The sequence below is a fragment of the Microbacterium helvum genome (assembly GCF_014779795.1).
GTDB lineage: Bacteria > Actinomycetota > Actinomycetes > Actinomycetales > Microbacteriaceae > Microbacterium > Microbacterium helvum.
Genome location: NZ_JACXZS010000009.1, coordinates 82,345 through 94,815, shown reverse-complemented (window position 1 = coordinate 94,815; position 12,471 = coordinate 82,345). Strand labels below are relative to the sequence as shown.

The following is a 12,471-nucleotide window of genomic DNA, read 5'->3' as shown; positions in this document are numbered from 1 at the left end:
CTCCCGCCCGCGCCGTCGCGAAGGTACTGCTTACGTCGAGGCGATGGCCTTGTCGGTGAGGCGCTCGCCCGACTCGATGTCGAAGACGTGCACGTGACCGGGGACCGGAGCCAGCGTGACCTTGTCGCCCGCGTTCGGGTGACGACGGCCGTCGACACGCGCGACGATGTCGGTGCGCTTGCCGTCGACGTCCGCGTGGCCGTAGAGGTAGCCGTCCGCGCCGAGCTCCTCGACGAGGTCGACCGTGACCGTGAGGCCCTTGCCGTCCTCGGGGGCGACCTGGATGTCCTCGGGGCGCACACCGATGGTGACGTCCGAGCCGTGCGCCTTGCCGAGCGTGTCGGCCTCGACGCCGACGACCTTGTCGCCGAACTGGACGCCGCCCTCGGCGATGCTCGCCGGGAACAGGTTCATGGCGGGCGAGCCGATGAAGCCGGCGACGAACACGTTGTTCGGCTTCTCGTACAGGTCGCGCGGGGTGCCGACCTGCTGCAGGAGGCCGTCCTTGAGGACCGCGATGCGGTCGCCCATGGTGAGGGCCTCGGTCTGGTCGTGCGTGACGTAGACGGTGGTGACGCCGAGGCGGCGCTGCAGCGACGCGATCTGCGTGCGGGTCTGGACGCGGAGCTTGGCGTCGAGGTTCGACAGCGGCTCGTCCATGAGGAACACCTGCGGCTGGCGGACGATCGCGCGGCCCATGGCGACACGCTGACGCTGACCACCCGAGAGGGCCTTCGGCTTGCGGGTCAGGTACTCCTCGAGGTCGAGGAGCTTGGCGGCCTCGAGCACGCGAGCGGCGCGCTCCTCCTTGCCGACGCCGGCGATCTTCAGGGCGAAGCCCATGTTCTCAGCCACGGTCATGTGCGGGTACAGCGCGTAGTTCTGGAACACCATCGCGATGTCGCGGTCCTTCGGCGGGACGTCGGTGACGTCGCGGTCGCCGATGAGGATGCGGCCGGAGTTGACCTCTTCGAGGCCGGCCAGCATGCGCAGCGAGGTGGACTTGCCACAGCCCGACGGGCCGACGAGGACCAGGAACTCGCCGTCGGCGACCTCGAGGTTCAGCTTGTCGACCGCGGGGCGCGTGCCCCCGGGGTACAGGCGGGTTGCGTTGTCAAACGTGACGGACGCCATGTTCTCTTCTCCTTCACCGGCAGGTACGTGCCGGACGATCCGTAGTGATGGAATGAGCGGGGGCTTTCCCGCACGCCCGTCATCGGGCGCTCGCAACAGTATGCCATGCGCGATGACACACCGCGCACGGAGGTTGCGTCTGGGCATTTCCCAGGGTGGCTGACTAGCATCGTGGACGGCCGCTTTCCCGTGTGGCCCCGCTGATTTCCGCCCCCGAGAGGTTCCATGTCGAGCGACGAGTCACCGAACGCCGCGTCCAGCGAGCGCCGCGACGCCGTGCGTGAGAAGGCGCAGCAGGTGAAGGCCCGCCAGTCGCGCGCCCGAGTCATCCGGCGGACGACGCTCGCCACGCTCGGTGTCGCATTCATCGCCGTGATCGCGGTGGTCGTGACGTGGACGGTGTCGTCCAGCGCGTCCAAGCCCACCGCCGACCCGTCCAACGTGGCGGGCGGCTTCGTCGTGACCGGCGTGACCGGCACCGGTGTGCCCTCGACAGAGAACGGCGTCGGCGCGGCGGACGGCGCGACCCCCGCGCCCACCGGCGATCCGGCGGCCCAGGCCGCGGAACCCACGCCCACGCCGACTCCCACCGAAGCCCCGGCCGTCGACATCCGCGTGTACGTCGACTATCTCTCGACCGGTTCGCGCGACTTCCAGGTCGCGAACGTCAAGCAGCTGTCCAAGTGGGTCGACACCGGCGCCGCCACGCTCACGTACTACCCGGTCGCGATGCTCACGGCGAAGTCGAACGGCACGAAGTACTCGCTGCGCGCCGCGGGCGCGGCGGCGTGCGTCGCCCAGAACTCGCCCGACTACTTCTTCGCGTTCAACAACGCTCTGCTCACGCAGCAGCCGGACGTCGACTCCGACGGGCTCAGCGACACCGAGCTCGCCGACCTCGCCATCGCCACCGGTCTTGAGGGCCCCAAGGTCGTGCGCAGCTGCATCGAGTCGCAGTCGTACACGTCGTGGGTCAAGACCGCGACCGAGCAGGCGCTGCACGAGCTGCCCGACACCGGCGGAGTGGCGCTGACCGCGACCCCGATGATCCTCGTCAACGGCACGCAGTACGTCGGCAAGATCGACGACCCCAAGGAGTTCGCGCAGTTCGTCCTCACGGTCGCGAGCGACTCGTACTACAAGGCGACTCCGAGCCCCACGGTCACGCCGACGCCGTGATCGTCGCGCGCCCGCGATGACGGGCGTGCGCACGGGCGCCGCTAGACTGGGCGCTCTGCCGGCTTGGCGCAATTGGTAGCGCACCGTACTTGTAATTCCGTACGGGGGTAGATCAGGGGTTATCGCGGGGTATCAGCATCGTCGCGTGCCCTTATCCTGACTGATCACGCGGTATCAGACGGATCCGCTCGATATCACCCAATCTGCGGGGTAAGTGCGGGGTTCGGGCACGCCCGATCATGGTTGGTCTCGGGTCGGCACGACACAACCCTCGACCCACTGTCGCACCTCAGCCTCGCGATAGATCACGAGCATTCCCGTGGGCTTGTAGTAACGCGGTCCACGTCCGTTGTCGCGGAGCCGCTGTAGAGTCCTGCAGGTCATGCCGGGGATGAGCTCGCAGACGTCGTCAGGAGATAGGTAGCGGTCGACCACGCACACGATCATCCCTCCTCGCCACGACGAGGAATCGTTGACGGGGGAGGGATGACCTTTGACGACGCAGGTGTCACATCTGTTACACCTGGGGTAAACGTCTCACCTGTCGAATATCCGACACTCTCGCGGACGAGCCGATGCGACTCGGCCGTGAGGAGCGTCAGCAGCTTGTCGGCTACCTCAGCGGTGAAGGTCTCTCGACCCGCGCAATCGCACCGATCGTCGGTGCGAGCTTGAGCACGGTAAAGACCGATGTGCAGGTGGCCAATTCTGGCCACCTCGACAAGACACCTGAGCCGGTTGTCGCGTTGGGTAGCGCGGCATCCGCACTACCTGGGACGCGAAGCGGTGGGCGCGGCGCCGGGACCGACGTACGGGGCTGGTGCCGCGCCAGGACAGCTGTGTGGTGCTGTCCCGGGGCAGGTGTGGGGTGCCGCTGCGCTCATGCTTGTCCGTTCGGACTTGCGAGGATGTGCTGCGGCTCCCGGGATGCACAGCCGGGAGCCGCAGCACGGTTCATCGTCAGGCCGTGAGGTCGACGCTCACGAACGCCATCGGACGCTCGATCGTGAAGCCGTACCGACCTTCGAGCCGGAACTGGACTTGGTTCTTCTCGAACTTGGCGCCACTGGTGTCGATGTCGAGGTGGTCGTCCTCGCGGATGATCAGCTCCGTCTGCTCCCAGTCGCCGAGGAGCCCGACGCCAGCTGTGATCGCCGTGCTCGGGACGATCGGAGCGCCGACGAACTTCTCGACGTCCGCGATGCCGTTGCGGAACATGAAGGGTCCCGTCGCGCCATCCTCACGGATGAGCTCGAGTCGCTGAACATCGTTCGGGTTGAGAACCCAGGCGTTGGGGCTCTCGTGGGTGTTGACGAGCTTGTACTTCGCGTTGCTCATCGTGGTGAGCAGGTCGGTTGCCCACGCCTGCGTCTGGATCCCGGAGGTGTTGAGAACGCCGGTGAATCCGTCCTGCGGCTGGATCGCTCCGTTGAGGATGTCCTCCTCAAGTGCCTCCATTAGCCCGGCACCCATCTGGTTCTGCAGGATCTGGATGAGGCCGTTGTAGTCGTCGAGGTACCGCTTCGGGAACACCTCCGACAGGTGCGCGTACACACGGAACGCGTCTTCGACATCGCCGAAGGTGTAGATCGACGTCGGCTTCGTGGCGTTGTCAGCCACCGCACCCGCGTTGTTCGTCCGAGCCGTCTGGCGCAGGTACGAGAAGGCGTTACCTCGCCCCTTGTCGGTGTTCTTCCGCTTCGGCACCAGGTCGAGAACGGACAGCGGCCGGCCGGTGATCTCGACGGGCTCGGCGATCACCGACGGGACGTCGATCGATCCGCTCGTCAGTGCCTTGGATCCGTCGGGGCCGGCCATGACCTTCTGGAAGATCTCGGCGGCCTTGCGTGACCATCGGGAACCGGCCACGGACTTGAAGCCTCGCGACATGCTCGCCGCGTCACCGCTGCCCTCGAAGCCTCCGAACCCGATGTTGGCGAGTTTCTGAGCCGTCTCCGTCGTGAAGTTCCGGCCGCCGCGCGTCGACGCTTCACGGTCTGCTGCCTTGGCCGACTCATATGCCTTTAGGTGCGTCTGCGCCTGCCCAATCTCCTCGGGCGTGAGGTCACGGTTCTCGGCCTCGGCCTTGGACGCGATCGCCCTCGCGGCCTGCACCTCGCGCTGCATGATGCTCTTGTAGTCCATCGTGGACTCCTTCTATGCAAGTGCGCCGGCACGGGATGCGCCGTGCGCGTTCAACAGGGGATCCGCTGCCGGGTGTCTATGTGGCCTCGACCGCGCAAGATGCGCGGGAGACGGGTTCAACCCTGATGCTGCGGTCGCTCGTGTCCGAAAGAGTTCGTCGGAACCTTGGCGGATGCTCATCGGTCCCTTGACTCTGCCGCTGATGCTCGCCGCTTCGTTCGTATGGGGCTCTTCGGTGTTCCACCTTGGCCCGGCCCAACCGGAGCAGCTACAGCGCCTTCGACTTGCTGATCGGATTCTATCGCGAGGGCATCGATATCGTCGGCAAGCCACGCCACCTCGGCCGACGCGGGCAGGAATCCCGACGCGTCGCGCAGCGTGGAGGGCGGTCGGCGGCTCGCCGGGCGGAATGAGGGGTCGCGTTCGTACGTCGGCATGGGTCTCCTTTGCGCGGACATCTGGACAGGGTGGGACACGTAACGCTGTCCCACCCTTGTCACGCCTCACACCCCCGGAAAGCCGCAGAATCACGCGGATGGCGCCGGGGTGGGACAGTGGGACGTGGGACAGCGTTACGTGTGACAGCCGGGGTCGGAGGGGGACGAATCACTGCCGGCGCTCGGCTTTGGGCAGGGCGCCCAGAGATTGGGACGCCCCTTCGTCCGCGGGACGGTGGGCTGCGAGTAGTCGGATGGCGGCCGGCGTGTCCCCGTCGATGAGCTCGCGGTAGGCACGGTTCAGAAGCCAGCGGATCTTCTTCCCTCGGCGTTGACCGTCCCGGAGTGCTCGCTCCTTGCGCTCGACGTCACGTTCTAGCTTCTCGATGAGTTGGCTCGCGTCGCCCAGCATGTGTCGCAGATCACCTGCGTACTGTCGCCAGGCCTTCTCGCCGTCACCTTGGCTCGGCTGCGGGATCATGACTCCTCCGCCAGCTGTGAGGCGAGCAGACTGCGCATGAGGGGTGCCGCGTTGTCGCCATGCGTGTCGACGAGGATCCCGGCCAGGTCTTCGCTGAGAACGCGGAGCACATTGATCAGCGAGCCGAGCTCTCCCAGGCCGTAGTCGTCATCGAGAGTGGCTTGGACAGCGACTGCGAACATCTCCCGGTCGCCGGTGACCTGCGCCGTTACCAGCTGGGATGCACGGGCGCGATCAACGGGGCGAATCTCGTTACTCATGGGCTCCAGATCCGCTTCCCACTCGGCAAGCTGCTGCGCCCACTCCGACGCCGTGTACATGCGAGCGACCGCCCCGAAACCGTCCGGAATCCGGTAGAGGCTCCCATCCGGCGCCGACATGACCTGATATCCGGTGGGGGCGCTCTCGGCCTCGGTCAGGTTCCCGTGCGGATGCTCACCGCCACCAGCCGAGACACTCCGCTGGATGGTCAGGCCATCGAGCCCGGACACATCCGGGTCGATCGTGAGCCGCCACGTCTTCCACGTGCCTTCGATCACTCGCAGGTTTGGCGGGTCCGTGGTCGTCGTACCGCCGAGCTCGATCGTCACGTTGAACCGAGCTCCGTAGAACTCGAACAGGTAGTTCTCCGCCATCAGCGGTCCTCTTTCGGGTTTGGCACCGTGTCCGGTGCGTGGGGTTCGGGATCCGCGAGCTTCCGCGGCTTGTAGGTGCGTCCTGCCCAGATGCCGGCGGACGGGCGGGCGGCTTCGGCGTAGGCGATGCATGCCCACTTGATCGGGCAGGTGTTGCAGACGGTGCGGCCGAGGAATGCGGCTTCGCCGGGTGCGAGCTGGTCGATGTCGAGGATGAATCTCGGGTCGTCGGTGCACGGTGGTGCGTCGATCTCATCGAGCGCGTGCGAGAGTGCCAGGTACGCTGCATCGGCCTTCGCTCCCATCAGGCGCCGCGCTCTGGCATCGCGCGGTCGATCGCGGCGCGCCATGCGGGCGAGCCCTCCGCTAGCTTCCCGTCGTTGCGGCGGCCGCAGCCGCACCAGCCCGAGATCGGGTCGTAGAGGTGCCTGCATCCGGCCGGCGGGGTGAAGGTGGGGAGCGTTTCGCGCTGGGTGGTGTGGATGCCGCCTCCGAGGTCGGCGTACGCCTCGCTGATCGTCATGCTGTCCTCCCGAGGTTCGCGGGGGTGCCCTCAGGCACGAGTCCGTCGTTGCGGCGCCCGCAGCCGCAGTAGCCGGAGACGGGATCGAATTCGCAGTCGTGCGCGCGCGTTTTCTTGATGGCAAGGACAGGCCTATCCGGGCCTGTCCTGTCCTTGCCTACGTCCCCCGTTACGTTCGTTGTGACGTCACGTTGGTCATCACGCGTGATGACTTCGGAACTGGGAGGTTGCGACGCGTTCGACGCGTCCAACCCTTGCTTGACGCGTTCTCGGCGCCTCTGCTGGCGCTCGCGCGCGTTGCGGCGGTACGTGGCGACTTCTTCTGCGGTGGACTGACCGAGGGTTGTCGCCCAGCCGACGAGCTGGAATCCGTCGGCGGTGCGTTCCCAGAACCCGGCGTGCTCGAGCTCGTCGAGGATGGCGGGTTCGAGCACGCCGGGGTAGAGGAATCGCAGCTCGCGGATCGCGATGGCGCCGTCGGTGCCCTGCTCGGCACAGTGCATGAGGGCGTTGTGGAGCACACGGTAGGCGGCATCCGTCAGTCCGTCGTGAGCAGCTGCAGTGAGCCACTCGCCGCGGAGACGTGCATCCGTCATGCGGGGGTCTTCCCTTCCTGGTGGCCCGGGCGGAGTCCGCGTGCCCTACGAGCTCCGCTCGGTGCGCTGTTTAGATCTCGTGGTCTCGCAACGCTTCGTCGATGTCGCGCCGACGCCGAAGGATGGCGGGGCGGTCGGGTATCTGCGCGGCGAGTTCGATGAGACGCTGCGCATAGGCGAGCGCCGCGCTCCGACTCAACTCGATCGGGTAGTCGGTGGTGAGGGAGATGAAGTCGGGGCGGCGCGTCTCAGCGTCGAGCATCAGGTGGATGCTCTCGGCTGCGTCGTCGCGGGCGGCGCCCTCTTCGGTGACGGTCCCCCGGTCGCTCAGCGCCTCGGCGAGCCGATCGGCTTCGTGGGGGAACAGGACGACCTCGTACCCAGGTGCCTGGATTCGCACCATCGTGCGACCATCGAGGACAGACGCTACTGGTTCCACGAGGATCGAGCCGCCGGCGAAGCGTGCGTCGACGGCGGTCACCGGCTATCCCCTTCCCGGTACGCGTCGCCTGCGATCTGTCCGAGGTGGAGCAGCATGCCGTGCGAGTCATCGGGACTGAGCGCGCACGCGAACCGGAGGAAGTCATCGATGGGGATGTGTGTCGTGCCGGCGATCATGCTGGAGAGTCGGCCGTAGCTGATCCCGGCCGCCTCGGCGAGTTCGCGGCGGGATATCTCCCTGTCGCCCGCCAGAGCCAGAACTTCCGTCATGATGGCGTCCTCGCACGAGCCTGCGATGCGGGGCCGGTTCAGGTCGATGCACAGCTGTGCGGCGAGGATCACCTGCCGCGCTGCGACCACCTGAGCGGCCGTCGTCGTCTGGGGGGCATCCATGATGGCGCGGGAGTCGACGTCGAGTCGCCAGACACCGTCGACGAGCGTCACGCCCGCGAAGATGCGCTCTCCGAACTCGACTCCGATGGCCGGCTCATCGGAGTCGGGCGCGACGGTGACAGATGCACCATCCGCCTGTGCGCGGTGGAGACGAGCGGTGATGTGCGGTTCGGTTCCCCACGTCTCGTGCGTGGTGGGCGTTAGGGTGGTTTCCATCAGTTGGTTCCTTTGGGGATCTGGCCCTCGACCGCGGTTGCCGCCGCGGCGAGGGCATTCTTCTTCGTGGTGATGGTGCGCGCGTCGAGGAAGCGCTGCACCTCGGAGGCGGGGATGCGGAGGTTGCCGCGCCCCTCGCCGAGTTCGACGACCGTCTGGAACTCGCCTGCGCGGATGCGCTCGTAAACCCAGTCGACGCCGACGTCGAGCAGTTCGGCGACCTTCGCGACCTTGTAGTGCGGTTCCACGACGACGGTGCCCGTCGTCTCTGGGGTGAGCATCAGGCGTTCGCTTCGAGGCTGTCGAGCCACGCGAGCACGTCGCGCTTGCGGTAGATCCGTCGGCCGCCCGCCTTGATGGACTTCGGACCTTTTCCCTCGCCGGCCCAGCGGGCGAGGGTTGGGACGGATATCCCCGTGTACTCGGCCACCTCGTTGCGAGAGGCGACCTCCGGGAGGTCATTGATACGAGAGAGCGTCACGGCTATTCCTCCATCGGTTGGTTGACAACCTCGTCAGGCATATCAGGAAGGTACACCTGGAATCACTAGCACGCAACCTCTGTCAGGTTGTAAGTTATCCCCGTGAAGGATCGAGAGTCACTTGAGGCGTACGAGCATGCGGTTGGGCAGGCGATTCGCCTTCGCCGGATGACTAGCGGTCTCTCGCAGTCAGAGCTTGCTGATCGTCTGTCTCGCATGGGGTTTTCGATGATGCAGACGACCGTCGCGAAGATCGAGGCTGGAACGCGCCCTCTACGCCTGAGCGAGTTCGTCGGGATCGCGCACGCGCTCGGGATGCCGTGGCAATCGCTGTTGGCGGAGCCGAGTCCGATGATTCACGGCGACGTCCCGATCGCTGAGATGGAGAGCTATCTTGCGACTCTGCGCATGGTGGAGGAGTCGATGCGGAAGGACATGCTGACATACGTCAGCGACTGGGCTGAGGCGCGCGCTGAGCGCCTGGCCGCCGAGCAGAGATTCCAGGACGTTCGCGATGGCGCGGCCGCGGACCCCGCTGAGTAGCTACGGCACGATCCACGCGGTCGAGGTCGAGCCGGGGAAGTGGCGCGCGCGGGCGCGATACCGGTTCGAGTCGGGCCGGCTGCGCCAGGTGGAGCGGTTCGCCCCATCGCGCGCGAAGGCCGAGGCTGCGCTGCGGAAGGCCCTGACAGAGATCCAGGAATCGACGGCCGTCGAGGTGAAACGCGAGACCCGCGTCCGCGACCTCGGCGAACGGTTCCTGCGCGAGAAGGCCGGCCGTGCGCCCCGCACGGTCGAGACGTACGAGCGCAGCGTGCGTAAGGTGATCGTGCCGCGCATCGGTGACCTCGCTGTGTCGGAGGCGACACCGGAGCGGCTGCAGCGGTTCCTCGACGTCGTGGCGACCGAGAACGGGCCGGGCGAGGCGAAGAAGGCGCGCGCGGTCCTCTCGGGGATGATGGGCCTTGCCGCGCGCTCGGACGCGATCCGCGCGAACCCCGTGCGCGAGCTCGCGCCGATCGAGGGTGGGGGCGACGGCGCGATCCCGATCCCGCTCGCGGAGCTCCCGCAGCTGCTCGAGTCCGTCCGCGATGACGAACGCCTGCAGCAGCTCGACATGGTCGATCTCGTCGAGTTCATCGCCGGCACGGGCGCTCGGATCTCCGAGGCGATCGGGCTCGACTGGGCTGATGTGGACCAGGAATGCCGTGTCGTGACGATCCGGAAGTCGAAGACCACCGCGGGAGAGCGGCGGATCGTGGTCCCTGCGGCTGTGAGCGCCTCGCTCGCGCGCCGGGAGCGCCGAGACGGCCCAGTGTTCCCCACGCCGTTCCTGAAGCGACGAGACCGCCGCAACACGTCGAACGACTGGCAGGCCGGGCGCGAGCGACTCGGGCTGCCGGCATACACGTTCCACAGCTTCCGGAAGACGGTAGCGACGGCGCTCGACCAGGCGGGGCTCTCGCCGCGGGACGTCGCCGAGTACCTCGGGCACGCCGACCCGTCGCTGACGATGTCGGTTTACATGTCGAAGACAGTGGGCGGGCGGCGCGCGGCGGACGCTCTAGACTCGATGATGCACGTTCGGCCTGATTGAATGTGCGGGGTTTGTGCGGGGTCGGCTACGACCGAACTCACTCGAACACCTGAGAACCCGCGGAATTCCGCGGCTTGCCGGCTTGGCGCAATTGGTAGCGCACCGTACTTGTAATACGGGGGTTGCAGGTTCAAGTCCTGTAGCCGGCACCATCGACGTCGCGATGCGCGGCGCCGTCACACCTCGTAGACGCCCAGCAGCTGCCAGCCCTCGGGCACCTTCGCCTGCAGAGCGTCGCGGTCGTCGGCTTCGATCTGCTGGATGCCGTCACGCCGGGCCATGCTCGCGGTCGAGGTCAGCAGCTGCGAGCCCTTCGGCATCGCGGCGGGCACGTCGGTGACGACCCAGCCGTCCGGGAGCTGCGCGTCCACGGCGGCTCGAAGGGCTGCGAGCGATTCGCCCTGCACCTCGACGGTGCGGGTCTCGACGGGACGGATGCGGCCGATCAGCATGCCTCCACTCTACGGAGCGGACGGCGCAGGCCGGGGCGACCCGCGCTCAGCTCCCCGGCTCGAACGTGATCGTCACGAACGTGCCGCCGGAGGCGCGGTCGAACGCGATGTTCCCGGTGATCTTCGCGGGCCCCTCGGAAGGGCCGATCTGCGCGGTGAAGGTGTCTTCCGTGCCCGTCCGGTTGAACTCGCCGAGCTCTGCGGTCAGCGGATCGAGCTGCGCGGCATCCCATCCCAGATCCGGGGCGAGGGAACGCAGGTAGTCGATGGCTCCGATCCAGTTTCCCGCCACATCGGGGACGAACGTGACCGATGCCAGCACGTCGTCCTCGCCGACGGCGGTGAGGCCGAGGATGTCGTCGAGCACATACAGCTCTTCGCCCGCGGCGATCACCGCACGCACCGGTCGGCGGAACTCGGCGGACTTCTCGCCGTCCGAGGCGAGGCCGAGCTCGCTCGCCGACAGTCCGCCTTCGCCGACGCGCACCTTGAAGGTGCCCGCGACGTTCACGTAGTCGAAGCCGGTGTCGGTGAGCATGCTCGACCCGTCGGACGCGCGCTGGTCGTCGGAGGCGACGGGACGATCCTCGGTCCACCACGATCCCTGGATCGCGAGCGAGGCGACCACGACTCCCGCGATGATCAGCACGAGCACCGTGGCGGGAAGCCACGTGAGGAGTGTTCGGGTCCGCGCGGTGAGGGGCACGTTCCAGGGTAACTCTGCTGCGCGGGCGGTCGCGGTGCGCGGGCGGCGGGAGGGCGCACCGTGGCAAGGCATGATTGATCGGTGACCACCCGCCGACTGCCCGCATGGCTCGGCATCGGCGCGGCCGCGGTCATCGGCATCCTCACCGCCGTCCAGGCACGCATCAACGGCCAGCTCGGCACGCGCCTGGGTGACGGCTTCACCGCCGCGGTGATCTCGTTCGGTTCGGGTCTCGTGGTCCTGGTGGTGCTGTCGCTCGTCATCCCGCAGGGTCGGCGCGGGTTCGCCGCACTGGTGTCCGGCGTCCGCCGACGCGAGGACGGCGCACGGGGGATCCCGTTGTGGATGCTGTGCGGCGGCGTCGCGGGTGCGCTCTCTGTCGCCACGCAATCGCTCGCTGTCGGCGTCATCGGCGTCGCGCTGTTCACGGTTGGCGTCGTCGCCGGGCAGACGGTGAGCGGCCTGCTGCTGGACCGCTCGGGGATCGGCCCCGCGGGCGTCGTCGCCGTGACCCCCGCCCGCCTCGTCGGGGGAGCGCTCGCGATGCTGGCGGCCGGTGTCTCGCTCGCCGGCGGGGTGGACGCGCCGCCGGTGCTCATCGTGCTGCCCTTCCTCGTGGGCGCCGGGATCGCGTGGCAGTCCGCGGTCAACGGACGCCTGCGCCAGCGCGTCGGCACGCCGCTGACGGCCACCCTCGTGAACTTCATCGGCGGCACGCTCGTGCTCGGCATCGCCGAGCTCGTGCACTCGCTCACCGTCGCACCGCCGCCAACGGTCTACCCGGCCGAGCCGTGGCTGTACCTCGGCGGCGTCATCGGGGTGACCTACATCTTCCTCGCCGCCGCCCTCGTGCCGTACACGGGCGTGCTGCTGCTGGGACTCGGCACCGTCGTCGGCCAGGTCGTCACGTCCGTCGTGATCGACGCGCTGTGGCCGACCGAGGCGGCGCCCTCGCTGTGGCAGTCGCTCCTGATGTCGTCGCTGGCGATCCTGTCGGTCGTGGTCGCCGCGGTGCCATGGCGGTGGACGCGGCGCGAGCGCTGACCCGACACGAC

General features: G+C 67.7%; 17 protein-coding genes and 1 tRNA gene. 5 read left to right on the top strand and 13 right to left on the bottom strand.

Annotated features, from left to right (window positions below; all coding sequences use genetic code 11):
• Positions 1-30: 30 nt before the first annotated feature.
• Positions 31-1,134: an ABC transporter ATP-binding protein gene (locus tag IF188_RS14025; protein WP_191172426.1), complete on the bottom strand. Its 1,104-nt coding sequence runs from the start codon at positions 1,132-1,134 to the stop codon at positions 31-33.
• 225 nt (positions 1,135-1,359) lie between these two features.
• On the opposite strand from IF188_RS14025, the gene IF188_RS14020 reads away from it, so the two are divergent.
• The gene (locus tag IF188_RS14020; RefSeq protein ID WP_191172425.1) at positions 1,360-2,313 is read left to right on the top strand and encodes a DsbA family protein; all 954 of its coding nucleotides are present in this window, start codon (positions 1,360-1,362) and stop codon (positions 2,311-2,313) included.
• Positions 2,314-3,273: 960 nt separating this feature from the next.
• Here the strand turns inward: IF188_RS14020 and IF188_RS14015 are convergent.
• The 10 genes from IF188_RS14015 to IF188_RS13970 all read right to left on the bottom strand — a co-directional run bounded on the left by IF188_RS14015 (position 3,274) and on the right by IF188_RS13970 (position 8,661).
• Positions 3,274-4,458, bottom strand: coding sequence for a phage major capsid protein (locus IF188_RS14015; protein ID WP_191172424.1), 1,185 nt, complete (start codon positions 4,456-4,458; stop codon positions 3,274-3,276).
• Positions 4,459-5,064: 606 nt separating this feature from the next.
• On the bottom strand, positions 5,065-5,376 hold the full coding sequence (locus IF188_RS14010; RefSeq protein WP_191172423.1) for a hypothetical protein: 312 nt from the start codon (positions 5,374-5,376) through the stop codon (positions 5,065-5,067).
• Positions 5,373-6,011 carry a hypothetical protein gene (locus IF188_RS14005; RefSeq protein ID WP_191172422.1) on the bottom strand — a complete coding sequence of 213 codons (639 nt, stop codon included), beginning with the start codon at positions 6,009-6,011 and terminating at the stop codon, positions 5,373-5,375. The genes IF188_RS14010 and IF188_RS14005 overlap by 4 nt, the downstream gene beginning before the upstream one ends.
• Complete coding sequence (locus IF188_RS14000) at positions 6,011-6,361, bottom strand: WhiB family transcriptional regulator (protein ID WP_191172421.1); 351 nt, start codon at positions 6,359-6,361, stop codon at positions 6,011-6,013. Before IF188_RS14000 ends, IF188_RS14005 begins: the two co-directional genes overlap by 1 nt.
• A complete protein-coding gene (locus IF188_RS13995; protein ID WP_191172420.1) occupies positions 6,316-6,534 on the bottom strand; it encodes a hypothetical protein in 219 nt (72 codons plus the stop codon). The genes IF188_RS14000 and IF188_RS13995 overlap by 46 nt, the downstream gene beginning before the upstream one ends.
• Positions 6,531-7,130: a hypothetical protein gene (locus IF188_RS13990; RefSeq protein WP_191172419.1), complete on the bottom strand. Its 600-nt coding sequence runs from the start codon at positions 7,128-7,130 to the stop codon at positions 6,531-6,533. Before IF188_RS13990 ends, IF188_RS13995 begins: the two co-directional genes overlap by 4 nt.
• A gap of 70 nt (positions 7,131-7,200) precedes the next feature.
• On the bottom strand, positions 7,201-7,611 hold the full coding sequence (locus IF188_RS13985) for a hypothetical protein (RefSeq protein WP_191172418.1): 411 nt from the start codon (positions 7,609-7,611) through the stop codon (positions 7,201-7,203).
• A complete protein-coding gene (locus IF188_RS20600) occupies positions 7,608-8,015 on the bottom strand; it encodes a helix-turn-helix domain-containing protein (RefSeq protein ID WP_191172417.1) in 408 nt (135 codons plus the stop codon). Before IF188_RS20600 ends, IF188_RS13985 begins: the two co-directional genes overlap by 4 nt.
• 164 nt (positions 8,016-8,179) lie before the next feature.
• A complete protein-coding gene (locus IF188_RS13975) occupies positions 8,180-8,461 on the bottom strand; it encodes a helix-turn-helix transcriptional regulator (RefSeq protein WP_191172416.1) in 282 nt (93 codons plus the stop codon).
• Positions 8,461-8,661 (bottom strand): helix-turn-helix transcriptional regulator, encoded by a 201-nt coding sequence (locus IF188_RS13970; protein ID WP_318152882.1) that lies wholly within the window; start codon positions 8,659-8,661, stop codon positions 8,461-8,463. Before IF188_RS13970 ends, IF188_RS13975 begins: the two co-directional genes overlap by 1 nt.
• A 102-nt stretch (positions 8,662-8,763) precedes the next feature.
• Between IF188_RS13970 and IF188_RS13965 the strand changes: the two genes are divergently transcribed.
• From IF188_RS13965 to IF188_RS13955, 3 genes are all read left to right on the top strand, one after another.
• Positions 8,764-9,204, top strand: a complete 441-nt coding sequence (locus IF188_RS13965) for a helix-turn-helix domain-containing protein (protein ID WP_191172415.1) — start codon at positions 8,764-8,766, stop codon at positions 9,202-9,204.
• Positions 9,176-10,258, top strand: a complete 1,083-nt coding sequence (locus IF188_RS13960) for a tyrosine-type recombinase/integrase (RefSeq protein ID WP_191172414.1) — start codon at positions 9,176-9,178, stop codon at positions 10,256-10,258. Before IF188_RS13965 ends, IF188_RS13960 begins: the two co-directional genes overlap by 29 nt.
• Before the next feature lie 76 nt (positions 10,259-10,334).
• Positions 10,335-10,410 (top strand) — tRNA-Thr (locus tag IF188_RS13955).
• A gap of 24 nt (positions 10,411-10,434) precedes the next feature.
• Here IF188_RS13955 and IF188_RS13950 read toward each other — a convergent pair.
• Both IF188_RS13950 and IF188_RS13945 read right to left on the bottom strand, forming a co-directional pair.
• The gene (locus IF188_RS13950; protein ID WP_191172413.1) at positions 10,435-10,710 is read right to left on the bottom strand and encodes a hypothetical protein; all 276 of its coding nucleotides are present in this window, start codon (positions 10,708-10,710) and stop codon (positions 10,435-10,437) included.
• Positions 10,711-10,756: 46 nt separating this feature from the next.
• Entirely contained in the window at positions 10,757-11,416 is a 660-nt protein-coding gene (locus tag IF188_RS13945) for a hypothetical protein (protein WP_191172412.1), read from the bottom strand.
• Positions 11,417-11,497: 81 nt separating this feature from the next.
• Between IF188_RS13945 and IF188_RS13940 the strand changes: the two genes are divergently transcribed.
• Complete coding sequence (locus IF188_RS13940; protein WP_191172411.1) at positions 11,498-12,460, top strand: DMT family transporter; 963 nt, start codon at positions 11,498-11,500, stop codon at positions 12,458-12,460.
• Positions 12,461-12,471: the final 11 nt, after the last annotated feature.